Consider the following 18,798-nt stretch of genomic DNA (forward strand, 5'->3'; position numbering starts at 1 on the left):
ATCGCTATCTGAGCTGCCGCTCGAACCTGGGCTTGTCGTCGTGGTCGTAGTCGACGAGAACTCCGTCAGCGCGGAGCTCCTGGGAAAGGTGGCCGGTCACGGCATTGTTGATTTTGTATTGTCCCCACTCGTATTCGCCATTGGCGTTCTTGACCATCGGCTCACCGGACATCCGCAGCCCGGAGTAGGCGCCCTTGGCGCTAAAGGTATATTTGAACTTTGAAATCAGATCGTCCATCTTCGCGGGATACTCGGCGACTATCTTTTCATATGGCGCCATCCGTTCCTGGTAAATTGCTCGATGCTCATCGGTGATGGCTATTCTCTCCACGAGGAATTTCCCATCCTCGCCGCGCTGGCGCACAAGAGTGCCGTCCTCCCGCTCGACGAAGACGTTCTTTTCGATATAACCTTTTGAAAGTAGGTCGCTATAGATGTTGATCTGATGCTTTGCGATTTCGTACTCATGCTGCGCTCTCGCTAAGTCATTCTCGTTCCACGATTTCTGCAGCGACTGTCGAAACTGGAGATATTCTTCGCTGTCGGCGCCGTACATCGAGATATATTCGCGCCCTTGCTGAGATGCCCAGTCGCTGAACTCTCTTTTCTGATCGGTAGTCCAACTCCCCCCTACTTAGAGTTCCACTCCCGGATCATAGTTGAAGGAACCCTCAACCTTGCTCCGAGCCACTGCCTTGCCCGCTTCAACGGCAAACGAGAGAAGGACATCGTGAAACGCCGCTGCTTTCTGATCGGTAGTCCGACTCCCCCACTCTTTATATAGCTCCAGTCCGGGATCGGGTTCGAAGGACCCTTCGACTTTACTCCGAGCCACTGCCTGGCCCGCTTCAACCGCAAACGAAAGAAGGACATCGTGGAACGCAGGGGAGACGGATACCTTGCTGGCTGTGATGATCTCGGTGATCCGAGCCGAAGCGTCTTGGCCTGCCGAAGGCGTCAAGGTGCTTGAGGCCGGAGCAGCGAACAGCAGCCTTACGGTCTGAAGCGCGGCGCTCTGCTGGAAGTAGGTGTTGTTAATATTCGTCGTCATGAAACAGCGTCCTGACGGTCTCAAACGCCAACATCGGCATCGAAACTCGAAAAGGTCCTGCGGCATCATGCGCGGGCATTGGAGAGATTCGTGTCTGCGACTATAGGTTGCAATGAATTAATGCGCCGTTAACGGCCGTGTCAACAGACGGCGCTCAGGCTCGGAACACGTAATCCAGGATGCCACGGCGATCAGCGGCCGAGTTCGGACGAAGCCGAGTTTCGCACAGCCTGCACCCGTTCCAGTCGTTCGGGTTCCAGCGGATTGCCCCTCCGTCGCTACAGCCACCGCCGGATGCGGGCCTTGTAGGCGAGATAGACGTCACCGAACTTCCGCTCGAGATAGGCCTCCTCGCGGGCGACCACGCCGTAGCGGATGACGAGATAGAACGGCGCCAACAGGACGATGAGCCACAGGCTGTCGAAGGCGACGGCGAGGCCGATGAGGCCGAGGAACATACCGATATAGATCGGGTTGCGCGTGAAGCGGTAGGGGCCTTCGTCGACGATCTTCGTCGTCGGCTGGGTGGTCTGGATCTGCGTTCCCGCGCGGCGGAAGGTCGTCGCCGCCCAGATCAGCAGCGCCACACCGGCGAGGAACACGATGCCGCCGAGCCAGCCAGCCGGCACGTCCGTCGGCAGGAACGGCAGCGGATAGAGCCAGTCGAGCGCGAGCCCGGCAATCGCCGCGAGCGCCCAGGCGATCGGCGGCCGTACCGCTGCGCCTGGATTGTCGCGCAAATTCCCCGTCGCCTCGTTCATGCCGCCGCCTGTCCGATCCGCTCCCCCGCGGCCCCGGAATTCCAGCGCACGGAGAGCGTGTTTTCCACCGGTGGGAGTTTACCTCGCTTCAAAAGAGTTTTGAAGGCAGAGAGGCGGGGACAGCTAAAGGATCGAATTTCGACCGACACTCCTCGCCATGCGAACGTCAGCTTCAGAGAAGCGGGCCAGTGAGAACTTCCTTTTGCCACCTATGGCGCCAGGGATGGTCGGGCTGATGGAACCACTTGAGACCCCCTCAGGGGCCTCGGAAAGCAGGTCATTTGGCCGATTTCACGACGCTCCTCATTCGCTCTTTGGTCTCTTCTGAGAGCGGACGGGGCGAGCGGTAGCGCGCACCGAGGTGTTCAGTGCCACGGCGGCGCGAATGAGCGCCTTCAACGCCTCTTCATCAATCTTGTCGCCCTCATGGATATCGATGGCACGCCTGGTGTTGCCTTCGAGGCTGGAGTTGAAGAGGCCTGAAGGGTCCTCCAACGAGGCGCCCTTGGCGAAGGTCATCTTCACGACATTCTTGTACGTCTCGCCGGTGCAGATGATTCCCGCGTGCGACCACACCGGAACCCCTCTCCACTTCCACTCCTCGACCACTTCGGGGTCGGCTTGCTTGATGAGACTTCGGACCCGAGCGAGCGTCTCGCCCCGCCAATCACTCAGCTCGTTGATTCTCGCATCGATCAGATGAGAGGGAGAGTCTTCTCCTTCGCCTTCCTTAGAGCCGCTCTTCTGCATGGTTGTTGCTCCTTTCTTCATGGCTGTTGTCGCTCGGCCGTCACTGAGTATCGCCTGTCAGCACTTGGTACCCCCGCATATCGTTTCCATCAGCGTCTTCGATGTCGAACCAGCTTATCACGTTGGATCTCGATTTCGGGTGCATCGACCCGGGGCACGCGGTACCAGACGCTCTGCCACTTGACGCCTTGTCGACGTTCGTGCCCTCGCGTGTCACGACGACATCGAGGCGGCGAGCCTACAGCGCCGCGCGTCTTATCAGACGCGCAAAGGACGCTGTAGCGCCTTGAATTGCTGCATGTTTTTATCCTTAAATCGGCTACGGTTTAAGGATAAAAACAGTAGGCAGTTTGCCAATCCGGCAGGAGGTCACTCCAGGCTTGCACGGCGCGGCGCCCTCGGGCTTGGGCATTGCATAGTGCGCCGGCAGTTCCTTCGCCGCGGCCTTCGTGGGCTTGCGGGTCGATGACTTGGCGTCCGCTCACGCCGCGCCTGCACCTCGCACTTGCCGCTCACATTCGTTCGCCGGGCAATTGGCTGGCTTGCTTCACCCAGTCGGCGAACTGAGCTTCGTCGAATTGGTCGTCCTCATGGATGTCGAGGTAGCGCACGTCCTTGTGCTTGGATTCGCCGGGGGGCAGAGGACGCAGCGACGTGCCGCGGAAGAAAGCCACTTTGACGTACTTCGTGAAGCAATGAAAGTTGAGGAACCAGCCCTGGCCCTCGATGCCATAGAAGGGCGAGTTCCATTTGACTGCCTTGTGCACGCCGGGGACGGTGCGCACGACGATCTCGTCGAGGCGGCGCCCGACGTCGCTTTTCCAGCCCGGCATGGCCGCGATGTAGGCCTGCACGGGCGCGTTGCCATAGCCCTTCGCGATCTGAGGGTTGCCGCCTGCGAGGAGGGTCGGCTTCGCGGCCACCGCCGGGCCCTTGCCCTTGGTTGCGGTGGCTTTGGGCACTGCATAGTGCGCCGGCGGTTCCTTCGCCGCGGCATTCGCGGACTTGCGGGCTGATGACTTGGCGACCGATGTGCGCGGCTTGGCCGCCTTCGCAGCGGCCTGCTCGGTGGCGGTCTTCTTTGCGACCTTCGTTGACTTGATGGACGTCTCGTCGGCCATTGCGTTCGCTCCACTGATAGACGGAGAAATAATCAAGGATAGTTTGATTTTTAGTGATGTCGACCTACTCGGCATGCCAGTCGGCTGGTATGCAGCTCAGGATATTCTGCGCCAAGGGACAGGTGCTCCACCAGCGCACGTGCCCGAGATGATAGCGTCTCACCTTACGGCAACCAAGCTCCTGGTCAGATAAGGCAGCGCCCCAACGCCCGCTTCGACGCCGAAGCGTGCGGTTAAGCGGCCGTGTTGGCGAACGCCTCGGGCACTTGCACGGCCGCTTCGGGGTGCATCCACAGCGGCTCCCAAATATGGCCGTCGAGGTCCTCGAAGCAGCGGCTGTACATGAAAGCCGTATCCTGCGACTTTTCGCGCGCTTCGCGTCCACCGGCCGCGACCGCCTTGTCGGTGATCGCATCCACCGCCTCGCGGCTCTCCTGCGAAATGACCAGCAGCATTTCGCTCGTCGAATGTGCATCCGCGATCCGCTTGGACGTGAACTGACTGAACTTGTCGTGCGTTAGCAGCATTATGAAGGTTGCATCGGAGAACACCATGCAGGCGGCGGTCTCGTCCGTGAACTTGGGCTGGTTCGCCGCGCCGATTGCCTCGTAAAAGGCCTTAGACTTAGCAAGGTCGACGACCGGCAGGTTGACGAAGATCATGCGGGGCATGGATTCCTCCTTATTCCGGCTTTAGATCGAGCGACGCCTGCGGCTTTCAGGGTCGAAGGGACCAGAGCCGTGATCATGAAAGACCAGCTACTGCATGTTGCCTTAAATCGTAGCCGATTTGAGGATAAAAACATGCAGCAATTCAAGGCGCTACAGCATCTTTTGCGCGTCTGATAAGACGCGCGGCACGCTTTTCCGGCAGCCGTCGCCAACGGCAAAGTTCCACCCGGTTGCGACGCTCCCAATGCCATCGCAGGCGCGCGTGCCTGAGCTGGAGCGCGGATGTGGGCCGGTATCGGTGGCTTCGTCAGACTGGGTCGAACTCTACCAACAGCAGCGACTGAGGCTCTTCGGCATGATTGATGTGACAAGCCCACCTCATCGACAGAGGTGGAGATAGGTCTTACCTTGGAGAGATTAGGAGAAACCTGTTTTGTTGAGGGCCGGCGGCGCGACATTGGGCATCGGCGGATTCTTAGGATTCGTGGTCGCCGTGACCTTTTCAGGTATTCTTCGGCGGATGGTTCTCGATAGGCCGCCTTTGGCTCGTCCTTTTTCGGGCACCGGCGAGGAGGCTCAATATGCCATTACCGCAAATATACCCGTTCCTCACACTCGTGTTTGTTTGGCTGCTGCTGAGCAGCGCGACGGCGGCGCAGCCGGGCGCTGGCCAGTGGCAGAGCGCCGCGCCGATGCCCTCCGAGCGCTCCGAGATCGCCGTCGCCGAGCTGGACGGCAAGATCTATGTGGTCGGCGGTTTCTCCAACGCCAGTAACCTGGAGATCTATGATCCGCGCGCTGACCGCTGGAGCCGCGGCGTCCCACCCCCGCAGCCGCTGCATCATGCGGGGGCGGTCGGCCTAAACGGCAAGCTCTATGTTGTTGGCGGCTATTCTGACGGCTGGACGCCGGTCGCCTCGCTCTACGAATATGATTCGGCGCGCAATCGCTGGCGCCGCCTGGCACCTATGCCAACCGCACGAGGTGCACTTGCCGCAGCGGTGCTCGACGGCAAGATCCATGTCGTCGGCGGGGCTGGAGACGAGCGACGCAATACGCCTGCGCATGAGGTCTATGATCCCGCCAGCGACACTTGGTCGAACCGTGCGGCTCTACCAACCCCGCGCGACCACCTCGCGGTCGCCGTGATTGGCGGGCGGCTTTATGCCATCGGTGGCCGCATCGACGGCAGCTATGCCAGCAACCTGGCCGCCAACGAGGTCTATGATCCGGCGAGCGACCGCTGGCAACGCCGCTCCGACTTGCCGACACCGCGCAGCGGGATCGCTGCGGGCGTCATCGACGAGCGCATCGTTGTGGTCGGCGGCGAAGCGCCGGAGGGCACCTTCGACACGGTCGAGGCTTACGATCCGGCGAGCGACGACTGGCAGCGCCTTGCAGCAATGCCGACGGCGCGGCACGGCCTGGGGGCGGCCGTGGTCGACGGCCGGATGTTCGTCATCGGCGGCGGGCCGACGCCGGGCGGCTCGGCTTCCCCCGCCAACGAGGTCTTTACCCCCTAGACGCCGCCCAGAGGGGAGAGCCCGGGGTACTGTTGCGCGATTGCGGGATTTGAGCCTCCTGTGTTTGCGGCTGGGTTGCATTTCACGTGGCGGCATTTCCGCGGCATCATTTTGCGGACGGTGCGGTGGTATGGCATGCGCTGTGAGCCACAGCGACCTGAGGACATGCTGTGCGAGCGCGGGGTATGCTCGTCAATCGAGAGCCCACCGCCAACGATCTACAGCGCCGTGCGTCGTTTCAGACGCACAAAGGCCGCTGTAGCGCTTTGAATTGCTGCATGTTTTTTCCTTAAATCGGCTCCGATTTAAGGAAACATGCAGCAGTCAGCTCCGGCAATTGATCAGCTTTCAGATGGCAAGGTCCCGCGCGCGGCCACTGCGGCGCATTGTTGAAGCGCTTGGAACGTCCGCATTGGCGAAAACGCTGTCCATGCGAGGCGAACGACGGGACACCACCCATGCCGGCCCTTTGACGTTCTCGTCGGCGCGAGAGCAGCTCTGGACGCTACGCCACGACCGCGGCCGAGCCCCAGTCCAGGAGACCACCTTGAAATGAGAATAAGCCGCTCCAATTCTCTCGAACAAATTCAGCTTGTATTCGGAGGGCGCCAATGGACGTCTTTTCCCCTAAAGCCGGATTTCTCTTCGCCAGAATCGGATTTCTCGCGCTCGCCTCGGTCGCGACGGTCGCCTCCGGCATTGCCCTCGGCCCGGCGCGGGCCGAGCTGCTCGCCCGCGTTCCCGCCGCGCGCGAAATGGCGGTCTGCGGCAACATGTTGTTCGTCGGAACCAAAGGTTCCTCGGTCTATGCCGTGCCGTTGTCCGGCGGCCGCGCCCGGCGGGCCGCCTCCGGATTTTCCGCTGCGAACGGAGTCGCATGCTCCCGCGGTCGTTTGTTCGTCGCGTCGAGCAACAGCATAACCGCGTTCGACATCGGGCGTGGGGGCGCTCTGAGCGGCAGGCGCGATATTCGCCGAGGGTTGCCGAATTCGGGAGCGCATAGTTTTCGCTATATCGCCGTCGGCCCCGATTCCCGGCTCTATGTCTCGTTGGGATCGCCTTGCAACATTTGCTTGCCGCGCGGGCGGCAAGGTACGATCGTTAGCATGAACCAGGACGGGTCCGACCTTCGACGAGTCGCCTGGGGTGTGCGCAATTCGGTCGGCTTCGACTGGCGCGGCGGCACAATGTTTTTCACCGACAACGGCGCGGACCGAATGGGCGATGATATCCCACCCGACGAGCTGAACGCGCTTCAGCCGGGCGGCTTTTACGGTTTTCCCTATTTCGGAGGCCAAATCCGGCTCAAAGGGTTCGAGGACGCGCCGCCGCCCGCGCGGCAGATTCCGCCCGTCTTCAACTTCCAGGCGCATGTCGCGACCCTCGGAATCCATTTCTTCCGCAGCCTCGGCGGCGACGCTCTGGTCGCCGAGCACGGCAGTTGGGACAGGTCGGTTCCGGTCGGGCGTCAGGTCGTGCGGGTGCGCTTCCAGGGCGGCCGCCCGGTCTCGGCGACGCCTTTCCTCAGAAACGTCGGCCGGCCCGTGGACGTCAAGGAAGCGCCCGACGGTTCCGTCCTCGTATCCGACGACGCCGGAGGCGCGATTTACGTCTTCAGGCGATAACGCGCAAGGGTTGCTTTCAGGGGGACTCGCTTCAGGTTAACGGCTTGGTTGGTCGGATGAGCGCTTCGAGGTAGTCGGGTTCAACATTGGCGAGCTTGCCGCGGACTTCGAAGGGCTGCCTAAGGCTCCCGACCCCGGCTGCGCCTTATGCGACCTTTTGCGATCTCGCGACGATAACGCACGCGTTGCCGCTGAGGAAGAGCCCGGCCGATTAGGGTCAAGCTCGATCGGCCAACTTCCGCTTTCGGCTCCCGTTGCGGCCATCGGGTTTAAGTACCGAATGGCGAAAAGGTATGCTTAAGGCGGACAATGATGCTTCTAAGCCTGCTTCAAGCATTCACTCAGGAACGCGATGAAACGTTGCGTCTTCGCCGGTAGCAGGCGCGTTTCGGTGACGGCGTAGACAGAGATTGGGGTGGCTTGCCAATCCGGCAGCACGCGACGCAGCCGGCCATCGGCCAGATCGTCGGCGACGATTTCCTCCGCCAGAAGGGCGATGCCCAGGTCGAGCGTGGCCAGCCGACGCATCATGCCGATGCTATTGAGCGTGAAGCGGCCGCCAACGGTGATTTCGACACTGTTCGCTGCATCGCGCAACGTCCACGTGGCGGCCCTCGGCATGCACAGACACTCATGCTGAGCCAGATCTGCCGGCTCTTTCGGTTCGCCGGAGAGTTCAAGATAGCGGGGCGAAGCGTAGAGGTAACGCGACCGCTGAGAAAGCTTGCGCGTAATCAGGGTCGAATCCGGCAATTCTCCCATGCGGATCGCAACATCGAAGGGCTCGGCCACCAGATCGACCCGCCGCGGCGTGAGGTCGAAATCGAAGGTAATTCCAGGATAGCGGCGGCAGAATTCGGCCATGCGAGGTGCCAGAAAGGCAATGGCGAAATCCACGGGCAGGGAGACACGCAATACGCCGCTCGGCTGCGCCAGCATCTCGCCGAGTTGCTCGTGGGCGAGCCGCGCCTCATCGACGATGCGCCTGCAGCGCTCGAAATAGATCTGGCCCGCTTCCGTCAGTTCGATCCTGCGCGTCGTGCGATGCAGAAGGCGCAGTCCAATTGCCTTTTCCAGACCACTGATCCGTCGCGACAGCGTCGAGTTCGGCATGCCGACCGCCTCGGCCGCCCGCCGGAAGCTTCGGGCTTTTACCACCTCGACGAAGAGAGCCATGTCATTCAGCAGTTCCATCACATTGCTCCATATGTGGATCAATCATTTCAGTATTAGCGGATTTATCCCGATAACTTCATTACCTATTTTCGTTCTCGGCATCACCAAGAAGGAGTTCACTCTATGAGCCAATTGTTCACGCCCGTTAACGTCGGTCGTTATGCGCTGCCGAATCGCCTCGCCATGGCACCGATGACCCGCTCCCGCGCCGAGTTCGACGGCACGCCGGGAGAAGTGGCCGCTGAGTACTACGCCCAGCGCGGCAGTGTTGGCCTGATCGTCACGGAAGGCACCCAGCCTTCGGATGACGGACAGGGCTATCTCACCACCCCGGGCATCTATACCGACGCGCATGTCGCCGGCTGGAGGAACGTCACCTCGGCCGTGCATGACACGGGCGGGCACATCTTCATCCAGCTCATGCATGTCGGGCGCATGTCACACCCCGACAACACGCCGCATCATCGTCAGGGAGTCGCACCCTCAGCGATTGCGCCGGGGACGCAAATGTTTACCCTGAAAGGGATGCAGGGCATCGCCACGCCGCGTGCCTTGACCACTGACGAAGTGCGCCAGACCGTTCAGGACTTCCGCTATGCGGCGCGGCGCGCCATCGAAGCCGGCGCCGATGGCGTCGAAATCCACGGCGCGAACGGCTATCTCGTGCATCAGTTCTGCGCCCCAAGCGCCAACACCCGGACCGATGAATATGGTGGTTCGATCGAGAACCGCGCGCGCTTCGCCGTGGAAGTGGCCATCGCCATTGCCGAAGAGATCGGCGCGGACAGGACGGCGATCCGCCTGTCTCCCGGCACGACCATGTGGGGCATCGACGAAGGCGCCGAAGGGCCTGATCTCTACCGCTATCTGGTCGCCGAACTCGACAAGCTGGGCCTTGCATACCTCCACATCATGCACAATGGCAACGAGCCGCTTCTGGCCGACATCCGCAAACTCTGGAGACAGCCGCTGATCCTGAACCGGCCGGGCCGCCCGCGCGACCAGATCGGGGCCGATGTGACGTCGGCGCTGGCCGACCTGGAATCCTATGGCCAGATGGTTCTGGCCAACCCGGATTTTGCCGCGCGACTCAAGGCCGGTGCGCCAATGAACGAGGCGGATCGCAACACCTTCTTCGGCGGCAGCGCACAGGGCTACATCGACTACCCGACCCTCGACGCCGTCGCGTAAGGAGCACCGCCATGGCTGCCAACCGCGGCAGCCATTCCGCTCCTACGGACTGCGGCCTACCAGCGTGGCGAGTTCGGGGGCGCTGCAACCCGCACAAAGATGGGTGACGAGATGGCCCTGCGGTGGATGGAGCAAAATGGGGTCACGCTGACTGGTACCAACCAGATCATCGCGGAGCTTGCCGGCAACTGGACCACGCCGGAAGGCAGCCAGATCGTGCAGGAGGTGGTGATGGAAGCGCTGCAAGCTTGAGAACAACAAAGCTGGCGGAGGACGGTAGAACGGCACCAAGTGCATTTGACGCTGACTGGAACGTGAACGTCTGCTCCCGAGAAGCGCTCCGAATGTCGGCTTCTGTGCACACACGCGTCGGCGGCTAGCCCTACAGCGCCGTGCGCCTTTTCAGACGCACAAAGGTCGCTGTAGCACTTTGAATTGCTGCATGTTTTTATCCTTAAATCGGCTCCGATTTAAGGAAACATGCAGTAGTTCAGCGGCCGGTTCCCGGTGGGGAGCCGAAGTTCGGACGCCCTTCGGCTGAGGTCTGGTTTCCACCCCTTGGGACCGAGACGGCCTCTTGCGGGATAGCGTCCACTGCCTGGCTGCGTCACCGAGCAATTACGGGTTCCATCCGCCGCTGCCGTATTGACGGGTAATGATCTCGAGAAGATGACCGTTCGAGTCCTCAAAATAAACGCCGCGGCCGCCGTCATGATGATTGATCTCACCCCGTTTCGTCCGGCTAGGATCGGCCCAGTACGGGAGATTGCGTTCACGAATCCTACCGAAGATCTGGTCGAACTCGGCTTCGCTGACCAGGAACGCATAGTGCTGCGGCGTGATTTTGCCATCGGTGTCCATGTAGTCGAGGTTGGCACCGTTTTCGGTCGTGACCATCTGAAAGGGCCCCCAGTGCCTCGGGGCTGGAAGGCCAAGCATTTCCGCCAAGAATTTTGCAGACGCCTCACTGTTGCGGGCCGACAAGATTGTGTGGTTGAAGTCGATAGCCATGCCTTCACTCCTTGAAATCTCTCCTCGCACATCGCTCAGAGTTCGCCTCGTGAAGCAGTCCTAACTTTGAGCCAGTGCCGCTGTTCCAGTGGCAGAAAGCGTCCGCTTAGACCCATAGAAGCCGCCTGGCCGGCGCGGACATTTACGGGCTCGTTTACAGCAGCATTTACCGCAACATTCTTCCATGCAGCTTTTGTTCTGCTGCGGGGGGCTTGGGACGGTTTCCCCAAATTTTGGCATCACCCTGCTGGCTGACTGGCCCGCTGAAGATTGATGATCGTCATAAGTTACTTGCCCTCCCCGCGGCTTATAGACGATTACTGATCACGGGTATTCCATGAGGGTCGTGCGAGAACATTTGCCGAATGAATGATGTGCAAGACGATCCGATTTCAGGGGCGATCCGGAGGACGACGTTCATGACCGACTTTCCCTACAGCACTGCACTCATCGTGGGTGCGGGTTCCGGCCTCAGCGCATCACTTGCCCGTCAGTTGGCAGCACGCGGCGTCAAGGTCGCCTTGGCTGCCCGCAACATCGAAAAGCTGGAGGCACTGGCCGACGAAACCGGTGCGAACACCTTTGCCGCAGATGCTACGCAACCGGCTTCCGTCAGCGCGCTCTTCGATGATGTCGCGGCGGCAATCGGCGATCCCGAAGTCGTGGTCTACAACGCCAGCGGACGGGTGCGAGGTCCTTTGGCCGAACTCGATCCAAGCGATGTCGAAAAGGCGATTGCCGTCAGCGCCTATGGCGGCTTTCTGGTGAGCCAGCAGGCGGCCAGGCGCATGATACCGCGTGGTGCCGGCGCAATCCTGTTTACCGGCGCCACGGCGAGCATCAAGGGATTTGCCCAGTCGGCCGCGTTTGCCATGGGCAAATTCGCGCTTCGCGGCCTTGCCCAGAGCGCGGCCCGTGAACTCGGTCCGAAGGGAATCCACGTCGCTCACTTCGTCATTGACGGTGCCATACGCTCCAAGATGCGGCCGGAAAATCCGGACAAGCCTGATGCACTACTTCATCCGGATGCGATCGCGCAGAGTTACATCGATGTCCTCTTGCAGCATCGAAGCGCTTGGTCGCAGGAGGTAGAGTTAAGACCGTGGTCGGAATCCTTCTAACAGGCGTCGAACATGCCTCGCTACAGCGCCGTGCGTCTTTTCAGACGCACAAAGGTCGCTTTGAGCTGCACGGTTTTATTTGCGGTTGGCCCGACTCACGCGCCAGATGACGTTGCCGACGTCATCGGCGACGAGCAGGGCGCCGGTCTTGTCGAACGCGACTCCGACTGGGCGCCCCATGGCCTTGTCGTCGCGGCCGATGAAGCCGGTGAGGACGTCCTTCGGCGGGCCGCTGGGCTTGCCGTTGCGGAAGGGCACGAAGATCACCTTGTAGCCGCTGCGCACGCTCCGGTTCCAGGAGCCGTGCTGGCCGACGAAGGCACCGTTGCGATAGGCTGAGCCGAGCGACGCGCCTTCGGCGAATGTCAGCCCCAGCGAAGCGGTGTGCGAGCCGAGCGCGTAGTCCGGCTTGATGGCCTTCGCGACAAGATCAGGGCGCTGCGGCTTGACGCGCGGGTCGACATTCTGGCCGAAATAGCTGTAGGGCCAGCCATAGAAGCCGCCGTCGCGCACGGAGGTCATGTAATCCGGCACGAGATCATCGCCGATCTCGTCGCGCTCGTTGACAGCGACCCAGAGCTCTCCATTGTCCGGGTTCCACGAAAGCCCGTTGGGATTACGCAGACCTGAGGCAAATACCCGTGCGCGGCGACTTGCAGGGTCGACCTCGAGCACCGCGGCGCGGTTCCTCTCCGCCTCGATGCCGTTTTCGCCGACATTGCTGTTGGAGCCGACGGTGACGTAGAGCTTGCGGCCGTCGGGACTGGCGATCACATCCTTGGTCCAGTGGTGATTGAGGTCGCCGGCCGGCAGGTTGACGATCTTTTCCGGTCGTGCGGTTACTCGCGTCCGACCGGTGGAATAGGGGAAGGCGACCAGTGCGTCGGTGTTGGCGACATAGAGCTTGCCCTTCGAGAGAGTCATGCCAAACGGCGAGTTGAGCCCTTCGGCGAAGACAGTGCGCACATCGGCGACGCCGTCACCGTTGGTGTCGCGCAAGAGGGTGATGCGATTGGCGCTTTTGGTCGCGGCACCGGCCCGCTTCATGGCCTGGTCCATGAAGAGCTTCCGCAGGCTGAAACCTTGGCCCTTCTTCGCAGGCGCATTGCTTTCGGCAACCAGCACGTCACCGTTCGGCAGCACGTGCAGCCAGCGCGGATGGTCGAGGTTCGCCGCAAAGGCGTTCACTTTCAAACCCTTCGCGGGCGTCGGCTTGGTACCTCCCGCCCAGCCTTTCGCCTCGGCGATGTTGATGGTAGGGATCACCGTGGGTTGGGGTTTCGGCAAGGTCGGGTTCGGGCCGTAGCCGCCGCTGCCGGCGGTCGCTGCCGTTTGTCGCGCCGAAACGCCGGCGCAGCCCGTCATGAGGGCTCCCACGACCGTGACGATGACTGAGATTCGCGGCAGGCCGGTATTCATTGGATGCCCTCCGGGGGATGTCCTCCAGGCGGAATTGCACTCCGCCGCTTCGACATAGGACGCAACACCGCCTCGCATTATTCCTTGTCGCGCTTCAAACAGCGGCGTTCGCGACTTGTTCCCTGCAATCTTTGCGTGGTCAGCATTGAGGAGTATTGTCTAATAGGGCCGAAAAGAGCCCAGTGCCCGGTTCCTTGAATCGGCCCCCGTTCAAGGATCAAACCATGCAGCAATTCAAGGTGCTACGGCGACCTTTGCGCGTCTGACAAATATGAAGTGCGCTGTAAGCTTCGGGAGGAAAAGATGAAACGCAGAACCCAAATGGTTGGGAAGACGTCGCGTCGCAAATTCCTGGGCGGCGCGGCCATTGCCGGTGCGGCGATGATCGCGGCACCGGGCGTTGTCAAGGCGCAAGGGCCAGTGAGCATGCGCTGGCAAAGCACCTGGCCATCGAAGGATATCTTTCACGAATACGCGCTCGACTTTGCAAAGAAGGTCAACGACATGACCGGCGGTGACCTCAGAATCGAGGTGCTACCGGCGGGCGCCGTCGTGCCGGCTTTCGGTCTGCTCGATGCCGTCTCGGAAGGGACGCTCGACGGCGGCCATGGCGTGCTCGTCTATCACTACGGCAAACAGACGGCGCTGGCACTCTGGGGCTCTGGTCCCGGCTTCGCCATGGACGCCAACATGCTGCTCGCCTGGCACAAATACGGCGGCGGCAAGGAGCTTCTGGCGAAACTCTACGAATCTATCGGCGCCAATGTCGTCTCCTTCCCCTATGGGCCGATGCCGACGCAGCCGCTCGGCTGGTTCAAGAAGCCGGTTGCCAAGGTCGAGGATATCAACGGACTCAAGTTCCGCACGGTCGGCATCTCGATCGATGTCTTCACCGCCCTTGGCGCCGCGGTCAACGCGCTGCCAGGCGGCGAGATCGTCGCGGCGCTCGACCGCGGGCTGATCGACGCGGCGGAGTTCAACAACGCCTCCTCCGACCGGATGCTCGGTTTCCCTGACGTCGCCAAGATCTGCATGCTGCAGGGCTATCATCAGAATGCCGAGACGTTCGAGATCCTGTTCAACAAGGCAAAGTTCGATGGTCTGCCGGAGCAGATGAGAGCGATCATCACCAATGCGGTCGAGGCGGCTTCGCAGGACATGGCCTGGAAGGCGATCGACCGTTACTCGAGGGATTACATCGCGATGCAGACGACCGACCAGGTCAAATTCTACAAGACGCCGGATGCGATCCTCAAACGGCAGTTGGAGGTCTATGACGAGGTCGTCAAGAAGAAAGCCGGGGAGAACCCGCTGTTCAAGGAAGTCCTCCAGTCGCAGATCGCCTTTGCCGAGCGCGCAACACGGTGGGAGCAGGACACCGTCGTCAACCGGCGCATGGCATTCGACCATTACTTCGGAAAGGACGGCGTGGCGAAGGAGCTCTGACATAGAAGAGTAATTGGCCTTGAGTCACGGCGGAGCGGAGAAGGCCGCTTTCTCCGGGAGCATCCCGCCGGAAGGCGGCGCTGCCGGGTGGAGAGATGCTCCTGCAACGAGAACGCGAGAGCGACTTTAGCGCCTTCGGAGCGAATGCGCGGCGCTCTCGAGCATCCGGGGGAAGGCGTGGACGTTCAGCGTTTTCTGAATTCGGTCGATGCGATCAGCGTGTGGGTCGGGAAGGCTGCGGCGTGGCTCATCATCGGGCTGATGACGCTCGTCTGCGTCGAGGTCTTCAAGCGCTACATCCTGAACATGCCGACGGCGTGGATCTTCGATGCCAGCAACATGCTCTACGGCTCGCTTTTCATGCTGGCGGGCGCCTATGCGCTGGCGCAGAATGCGCATGTGCGCGGCGACTTTCTCTATAGTTCGCTCAGGCCCCGCACGCAGGCCGCGCTCGATCTCCTCCTCTACATCTTCTTTTTCCTGCCGGGCGTCGCCGCTCTCATCTATGCGGGCTACGACTACGCCGCACTTTCTTGGCGGATCGGAGAGCATTCGACCGTGACGGCCGAAGGGCCGCCGATCTATTATTTCAAGACGGTCATTCCGGTGGCCGGCGCGCTCGTCATGCTGCAGGGGCTCGGCGAAATCGTGCGCTGTGTCGTGTGCCTGCGGACCGGAGAATGGCCGAGCCGGCTCGCAGATGTCGCGGAGCTCGACGTCGTCGCCGAGCAACTCGCGCATAGCGAACATGTCGATGCGGAAGCCCGCGAGGCGGCGATCGAGCGGGCGCAGGATATTGACAAGGCGGCGCGTCAACGGGGAATGGGGGGAGACTTGCAGACGTGAGCGATCCGGTCCTCGGCATGACGATGCTCGTGCTCATCATCGTCGTCATCATCATGGGCTTTCCGACGGCCTTCACACTGATGGGGCTCGGCATGCTCTTCGGCTTCTACGCCTTCTACAATCCTGCCGAACACTGGATCGACAACCGCGTCTTCGACCTGATGGTCCAGCGCACTTACGGTGCCATGACCAACGACGTTCTGATCTCGATTCCGCTCTTCGTGCTGATGGGCTACGTGATGGAGCGGGGCGCGCTGGTCGACAAGATGTTCTACAGCATCCAGCTTTCGTTCCGTCGGGTGCCGGCGTCGCTCGCGGTCGCGACGCTCATCGTCTGCACCTTCTGGGGCATCGCCAGCGGCCTCGTCGGCGCCGTGGTTGTGCTGATGGGGGTGATCGCGATGAACCCTATGCTGCGGGCCGGCTACGACGTGAAGCTCGCTTCCGGCGTCATCACGGCGGGCGGCACGCTCGGCATCCTGATCCCGCCGTCGGTGATGATCATCGTCTATGCGGCGGTCGCTGGACAATCGGTGGTCAAGCTCTACGCGGCAACGATGTTTCCCGGTTTTTTTCTCGCGCTGCTCTATCTCGCCTATATCCTCTGTTGGGCGGCGATCAATCCGAAGATCGCGCCGGCACTGCCCGAAGAGCAGACGCGCGTTCCGGTGCCCAGCTGGATGCGGGACCTCCAGGCCGCCTATTCGCCCAATATGCTCACCGGCCTTTTTTCGGCGCTCCTCTCGCCGTCGCGGGCGATGGCGCTCGAATCGGGGGAGGGACGGCTTTCCTATTGGCAGCTCTTCAGGAACTTCTCCGCTGCGCTGGTGCCTTTTTCGCTAACCGCGTTCACGCTGGCCCTCGTCTGGTGGTATGTCGTCATCCATCCGCAGGCCTCGGCGGATACGGAGGCGCCGGAGGGACTGGAGCAGCTCGGCGCGCCGGCGACGGACGCGGGCCCGGCGGCGATAGACGGGCCGTCGACGAGCTTCTACGTTACGTTCGGGATCATCGCCGCGATCGCCGCCGCTGTTCTCGTCCGCTACTACCGCAACATGAGCGCGGAGCGGCTGCAGGTCGTCAAATTTCTGGTTTCCTCGGTGATGCCGCTCGGCATTCTCACCGTGGTCGTGCTTGGCGTCATCCTGTTCGGGATCACGACCGCGACCGAGTCCGCCGCGGTCGGTGCCGCCGGCGCCTTCCTGCTCGCCTTTCAGGCGCGAACGCTGAACTGGAAGCGCACCAAGGAAGCGGTGTTCCTGACGGCGAAGACCACGGCCATGGTGTGCTGGCTCTTCGTCGGCTCGGCGCTTTTCTCCGCCGTCTTTGCGATCCTCGGCGGTCAGGCGCTGATAGAGCAATGGGTGCTCGCCCTCGACCTCACGCCGGTGCAGTTCATGATCCTGTCGCAGGCGATCATCTTCATTCTCGGCTGGCCGCTCGAATGGACGGAGATCATCATCATCTTCGTACCGATCTTCCTGCCGATGCTCCGGCATTTCGACATCGACCCGATCCTCTGGGGCGTGCTCGTCTTCGTGAACCTGCAGGCGGCCTTCCTTTCCCCGCCGGTGGCGATGTCGGCCTATTACCTCAAGGGCGTATCGCCGCCGCACGTCACCCTCGCGCAGATCTTCAAGGGGATGATGCCCTATATGCTGATCGTCATCCTCTGCATGGTCCTCATGTATCTCTGGCCGGGCATGGCCCTCTGGCTTCCGGAATATCTCTACGGCTGAGGGGGCGACAAATATTGGGCTGACCGCTGCACCAATCGTCTCGAATCCTTCCCATCGAGTTCGAGCCTCGCCTTGCGCGGATTTCTTGCTTGGTATGACGCGGCTGTGATAATTTGCGTTTTTCCGCCCATGGGAGAAGAGGATGGAGCGGGGCATGTTGAACTTTTCCTGTGTCTCCGTTCTTTATCTCATGCTTTCCGCTACCGCCGTGGCGGCAGGCCCGCTGCATGATGCGGCGCGAGAGGGAAATATCGAGCGCACGAAGCAGCTCCTGGATGAGGGCGCCAATATCGCCGAGCCCGATGCTGCCGGCGAGCCGGCGCTGCTCATCGCCTCCCTTGCCGGGCATACGGATGTCGTCACGCTTCTCTTGGAGCGAGGCGCGGATATAACGATCCGCAACAAGGGAGGGCTGACCGCACTGCACGCGGCCGCCTATGGCGGAAACCTCGACGTCGCAAAGTTGCTTGTCGCAAAGGGTGCGGCGGTGAACGACGACAAGAATTTCTACAGAATGACACCACTGCACGCGGCAGCCGAGGAAGGCCACGCGGACGTGGTCGGTTTTCTGCTCGCCAACAAGGCGGTCGTCGAAGCGAAGGAAAGAAACGGCTACACGCCTTTGACCCAGGCGGGATGGCGTGAGCACTGGGATGCCGCAGGCCTGCTGTTGAAAGCGGGCGCCGTTTGTCAGGGCGCCGATCTTGTCGGCGAATGGCTCTACAAAGAGTGCAACAAGCGCAAGTGAGCCTGCGGAGCCTTAAAAGCGGAGGGTAAATGATGGACCATCATCAACGGAAAAGCGTGATGCGCATCGCCGTTGCGGCTGGCGCTGCGGCGCTACTCCTGTCGTTCGTTCAGAGCGCCGCGGCCGAAGAGCAGCCGGTCAACACCGGATATTTCGGCGACGTCGCCATCAAGGGCTACGACCCGGTCGCCTATTTTACCGAAGACAAGGCGGTGCAGGGATCGCCGAAATATTCGCACCGCTGGCTGGGCGCCACCTGGCATTTCGCCAGTGCCGAACACCGCGATCTCTTCATGCGCGAGCCGGGGAAATATGCACCGCAATATGGCGGCTACTGCGCCGATGGCGTTTCCTTCGGAACGGTGACCACCAATATCGACCCGAAGGCGTGGCGGATCATCGATGGGAAGCTCTACATCAGCTACGATCCGGGCGCTGCCGACGGCTTTCAAAAGAACCCGACAAAGGTAGTCGACTCGCAGAAGCGCTGGTCGGACGTGCAGCAGGCGCTGGTCACGGAAAAGTTCCACAAGGACTGGCGGCAGGCTAGCGCCGAGTGAAGAGCTACTGCATGGTTCAAGTGTTACAGCGACCTTTGT

19 protein-coding genes are annotated in these 18,798 nt (G+C 61.4%); 10 read left to right on the forward strand and 9 right to left on the reverse strand.

The window, feature by feature from the left end:
- Nucleotides 1-4 precede the first annotated feature (4 nt).
- The 6 genes from PYH37_RS09855 to PYH37_RS09880 form a co-directional block, all read right to left on the reverse strand.
- Entirely contained in the window at nucleotides 5-556 is a 552-nt protein-coding gene (locus PYH37_RS09855; RefSeq protein ID WP_280731240.1) for a hypothetical protein, read from the reverse strand.
- A 78-nt stretch (nucleotides 557-634) separates the two neighbouring features.
- Nucleotides 635-1,051: a hypothetical protein gene (locus PYH37_RS09860; protein ID WP_280731241.1), complete on the reverse strand. Its 417-nt coding sequence runs from the start codon at nucleotides 1,049-1,051 to the stop codon at nucleotides 635-637.
- A 278-nt stretch (nucleotides 1,052-1,329) separates the two neighbouring features.
- The gene (locus PYH37_RS09865; RefSeq protein ID WP_280731242.1) at nucleotides 1,330-1,812 is read right to left on the reverse strand and encodes a methyltransferase family protein; all 483 of its coding nucleotides are present in this window, start codon (nucleotides 1,810-1,812) and stop codon (nucleotides 1,330-1,332) included.
- 303 nt (nucleotides 1,813-2,115) lie between these two features.
- Nucleotides 2,116-2,583 (reverse strand): DUF1801 domain-containing protein, encoded by a 468-nt coding sequence (locus tag PYH37_RS09870; protein ID WP_280731243.1) that lies wholly within the window; start codon nucleotides 2,581-2,583, stop codon nucleotides 2,116-2,118.
- 491 nt (nucleotides 2,584-3,074) lie between these two features.
- Entirely contained in the window at nucleotides 3,075-3,683 is a 609-nt protein-coding gene (locus PYH37_RS09875) for a DUF1801 domain-containing protein (protein WP_280731244.1), read from the reverse strand.
- Nucleotides 3,684-3,916: 233 nt separating this feature from the next.
- Nucleotides 3,917-4,354, reverse strand: a complete 438-nt coding sequence (locus PYH37_RS09880) for a VOC family protein (protein WP_280731245.1) — start codon at nucleotides 4,352-4,354, stop codon at nucleotides 3,917-3,919.
- Nucleotides 4,355-4,935: 581 nt separating this feature from the next.
- On the opposite strand from PYH37_RS09880, the gene PYH37_RS09885 reads away from it, so the two are divergent.
- Both PYH37_RS09885 and PYH37_RS09890 read left to right on the forward strand, forming a co-directional pair.
- A complete protein-coding gene (locus tag PYH37_RS09885) occupies nucleotides 4,936-5,877 on the forward strand; it encodes a Kelch repeat-containing protein (protein ID WP_280731246.1) in 942 nt (313 codons plus the stop codon).
- Between the two features lie 611 nt (nucleotides 5,878-6,488).
- Entirely contained in the window at nucleotides 6,489-7,502 is a 1,014-nt protein-coding gene (locus PYH37_RS09890; protein ID WP_280731247.1) for a PQQ-dependent sugar dehydrogenase, read from the forward strand.
- Between the two features lie 318 nt (nucleotides 7,503-7,820).
- Here PYH37_RS09890 and PYH37_RS09895 read toward each other — a convergent pair whose 3' ends face one another.
- Nucleotides 7,821-8,696: a LysR family transcriptional regulator gene (locus PYH37_RS09895; RefSeq protein WP_280731249.1), complete on the reverse strand. Its 876-nt coding sequence runs from the start codon at nucleotides 8,694-8,696 to the stop codon at nucleotides 7,821-7,823.
- A 105-nt stretch (nucleotides 8,697-8,801) separates the two neighbouring features.
- Between PYH37_RS09895 and PYH37_RS09900 the strand changes: the two genes are divergently transcribed.
- Nucleotides 8,802-9,869 carry an alkene reductase gene (locus tag PYH37_RS09900; RefSeq protein WP_280731250.1) on the forward strand — a complete coding sequence of 356 codons (1,068 nt, stop codon included), beginning with the start codon at nucleotides 8,802-8,804 and terminating at the stop codon, nucleotides 9,867-9,869.
- A gap of 99 nt (nucleotides 9,870-9,968) precedes the next feature.
- Complete coding sequence (locus PYH37_RS09905) at nucleotides 9,969-10,121, forward strand: hypothetical protein (protein WP_280736679.1); 153 nt, start codon at nucleotides 9,969-9,971, stop codon at nucleotides 10,119-10,121.
- A 366-nt stretch (nucleotides 10,122-10,487) separates the two neighbouring features.
- Here PYH37_RS09905 and PYH37_RS09910 read toward each other — a convergent pair whose 3' ends face one another.
- Nucleotides 10,488-10,880 carry a VOC family protein gene (locus tag PYH37_RS09910; protein WP_280731252.1) on the reverse strand — a complete coding sequence of 131 codons (393 nt, stop codon included), beginning with the start codon at nucleotides 10,878-10,880 and terminating at the stop codon, nucleotides 10,488-10,490.
- Between the two features lie 419 nt (nucleotides 10,881-11,299).
- Here PYH37_RS09910 and PYH37_RS09915 point away from each other — a divergent pair, with 419 nt between their 5' ends.
- Nucleotides 11,300-12,001, forward strand: coding sequence for an SDR family NAD(P)-dependent oxidoreductase (locus PYH37_RS09915; RefSeq protein ID WP_280731253.1), 702 nt, complete (start codon nucleotides 11,300-11,302; stop codon nucleotides 11,999-12,001).
- 75 nt (nucleotides 12,002-12,076) lie between these two features.
- Here the strand turns inward: PYH37_RS09915 and PYH37_RS09920 are convergent, their stop codons facing one another.
- Nucleotides 12,077-13,420 carry a PQQ-dependent sugar dehydrogenase gene (locus PYH37_RS09920; protein ID WP_280731254.1) on the reverse strand — a complete coding sequence of 448 codons (1,344 nt, stop codon included), beginning with the start codon at nucleotides 13,418-13,420 and terminating at the stop codon, nucleotides 12,077-12,079.
- A gap of 303 nt (nucleotides 13,421-13,723) precedes the next feature.
- On the opposite strand from PYH37_RS09920, the gene PYH37_RS09925 reads away from it, so the two are divergent.
- The 5 genes from PYH37_RS09925 (at nucleotide 13,724) to PYH37_RS09945 (ending at nucleotide 18,759) form a co-directional block, all read left to right on the forward strand.
- Nucleotides 13,724-14,866, forward strand: coding sequence for a TRAP transporter substrate-binding protein (locus PYH37_RS09925; protein ID WP_280731255.1), 1,143 nt, complete (start codon nucleotides 13,724-13,726; stop codon nucleotides 14,864-14,866).
- A 144-nt stretch (nucleotides 14,867-15,010) separates the two neighbouring features.
- Nucleotides 15,011-15,712, forward strand: coding sequence for a TRAP transporter small permease subunit (locus tag PYH37_RS09930; protein ID WP_280731256.1), 702 nt, complete (start codon nucleotides 15,011-15,013; stop codon nucleotides 15,710-15,712).
- The gene (locus tag PYH37_RS09935; protein WP_280731257.1) at nucleotides 15,709-17,451 is read left to right on the forward strand and encodes a TRAP transporter large permease; all 1,743 of its coding nucleotides are present in this window, start codon (nucleotides 15,709-15,711) and stop codon (nucleotides 17,449-17,451) included. The genes PYH37_RS09930 and PYH37_RS09935 overlap by 4 nt, the downstream gene beginning before the upstream one ends.
- Before the next feature lie 154 nt (nucleotides 17,452-17,605).
- Entirely contained in the window at nucleotides 17,606-18,199 is a 594-nt protein-coding gene (locus tag PYH37_RS09940; RefSeq protein WP_280731258.1) for an ankyrin repeat domain-containing protein, read from the forward strand.
- A 32-nt stretch (nucleotides 18,200-18,231) separates the two neighbouring features.
- Nucleotides 18,232-18,759, forward strand: a complete 528-nt coding sequence (locus PYH37_RS09945) for a YHS domain-containing (seleno)protein (RefSeq protein ID WP_280732466.1) — start codon at nucleotides 18,232-18,234, stop codon at nucleotides 18,757-18,759.
- Nucleotides 18,760-18,798 lie beyond the last annotated feature (39 nt).

Origin of the sequence: Sinorhizobium numidicum, from assembly GCF_029892045.1 — a bacterium.
GTDB classification, from domain to species: Bacteria; Pseudomonadota; Alphaproteobacteria; order Rhizobiales; family Rhizobiaceae; genus Sinorhizobium; species Sinorhizobium numidicum.

Excerpts from the sequence above, each read along its gene's own strand:
- PYH37_RS09855 (WP_280731240.1), bottom strand. The coding sequence starts at position 556 with ATGTACGGCGCCGACAGCGAAGAATATCTCCAGTTTCGACAGTCGCTG.
- PYH37_RS09860 (WP_280731241.1), bottom strand. The coding sequence starts at position 1,051 with ATGACGACGAATATTAACAACACCTACTTCCAGCAGAGCGCCGCGCTT.
- PYH37_RS09865 (WP_280731242.1), bottom strand. The coding sequence starts at position 1,812 with ATGAACGAGGCGACGGGGAATTTGCGCGACAATCCAGGCGCAGCGGTA.
- PYH37_RS09870 (WP_280731243.1), bottom strand. The coding sequence starts at position 2,583 with ATGAAGAAAGGAGCAACAACCATGCAGAAGAGCGGCTCTAAGGAAGGC.
- PYH37_RS09875 (WP_280731244.1), bottom strand. The coding sequence starts at position 3,683 with ATGGCCGACGAGACGTCCATCAAGTCAACGAAGGTCGCAAAGAAGACC.
- PYH37_RS09880 (WP_280731245.1), bottom strand. The coding sequence starts at position 4,354 with ATGCCCCGCATGATCTTCGTCAACCTGCCGGTCGTCGACCTTGCTAAG.
- PYH37_RS09885 (WP_280731246.1), top strand. The coding sequence starts at position 4,936 with ATGCCATTACCGCAAATATACCCGTTCCTCACACTCGTGTTTGTTTGG.
- PYH37_RS09890 (WP_280731247.1), top strand. The coding sequence starts at position 6,489 with ATGGACGTCTTTTCCCCTAAAGCCGGATTTCTCTTCGCCAGAATCGGA.
- PYH37_RS09895 (WP_280731249.1), bottom strand. The coding sequence starts at position 8,696 with ATGGAACTGCTGAATGACATGGCTCTCTTCGTCGAGGTGGTAAAAGCC.
- PYH37_RS09900 (WP_280731250.1), top strand. The coding sequence starts at position 8,802 with ATGAGCCAATTGTTCACGCCCGTTAACGTCGGTCGTTATGCGCTGCCG.
- PYH37_RS09905 (WP_280736679.1), top strand. The coding sequence starts at position 9,969 with ATGGGTGACGAGATGGCCCTGCGGTGGATGGAGCAAAATGGGGTCACG.
- PYH37_RS09910 (WP_280731252.1), bottom strand. The coding sequence starts at position 10,880 with ATGGCTATCGACTTCAACCACACAATCTTGTCGGCCCGCAACAGTGAG.
- PYH37_RS09915 (WP_280731253.1), top strand. The coding sequence starts at position 11,300 with ATGACCGACTTTCCCTACAGCACTGCACTCATCGTGGGTGCGGGTTCC.
- PYH37_RS09920 (WP_280731254.1), bottom strand. The coding sequence starts at position 13,420 with ATGAATACCGGCCTGCCGCGAATCTCAGTCATCGTCACGGTCGTGGGA.
- PYH37_RS09925 (WP_280731255.1), top strand. The coding sequence starts at position 13,724 with ATGAAACGCAGAACCCAAATGGTTGGGAAGACGTCGCGTCGCAAATTC.
- PYH37_RS09930 (WP_280731256.1), top strand. The coding sequence starts at position 15,011 with ATGCGCGGCGCTCTCGAGCATCCGGGGGAAGGCGTGGACGTTCAGCGT.
- PYH37_RS09940 (WP_280731258.1), top strand. The coding sequence starts at position 17,606 with ATGTTGAACTTTTCCTGTGTCTCCGTTCTTTATCTCATGCTTTCCGCT.
- PYH37_RS09945 (WP_280732466.1), top strand. The coding sequence starts at position 18,232 with ATGGACCATCATCAACGGAAAAGCGTGATGCGCATCGCCGTTGCGGCT.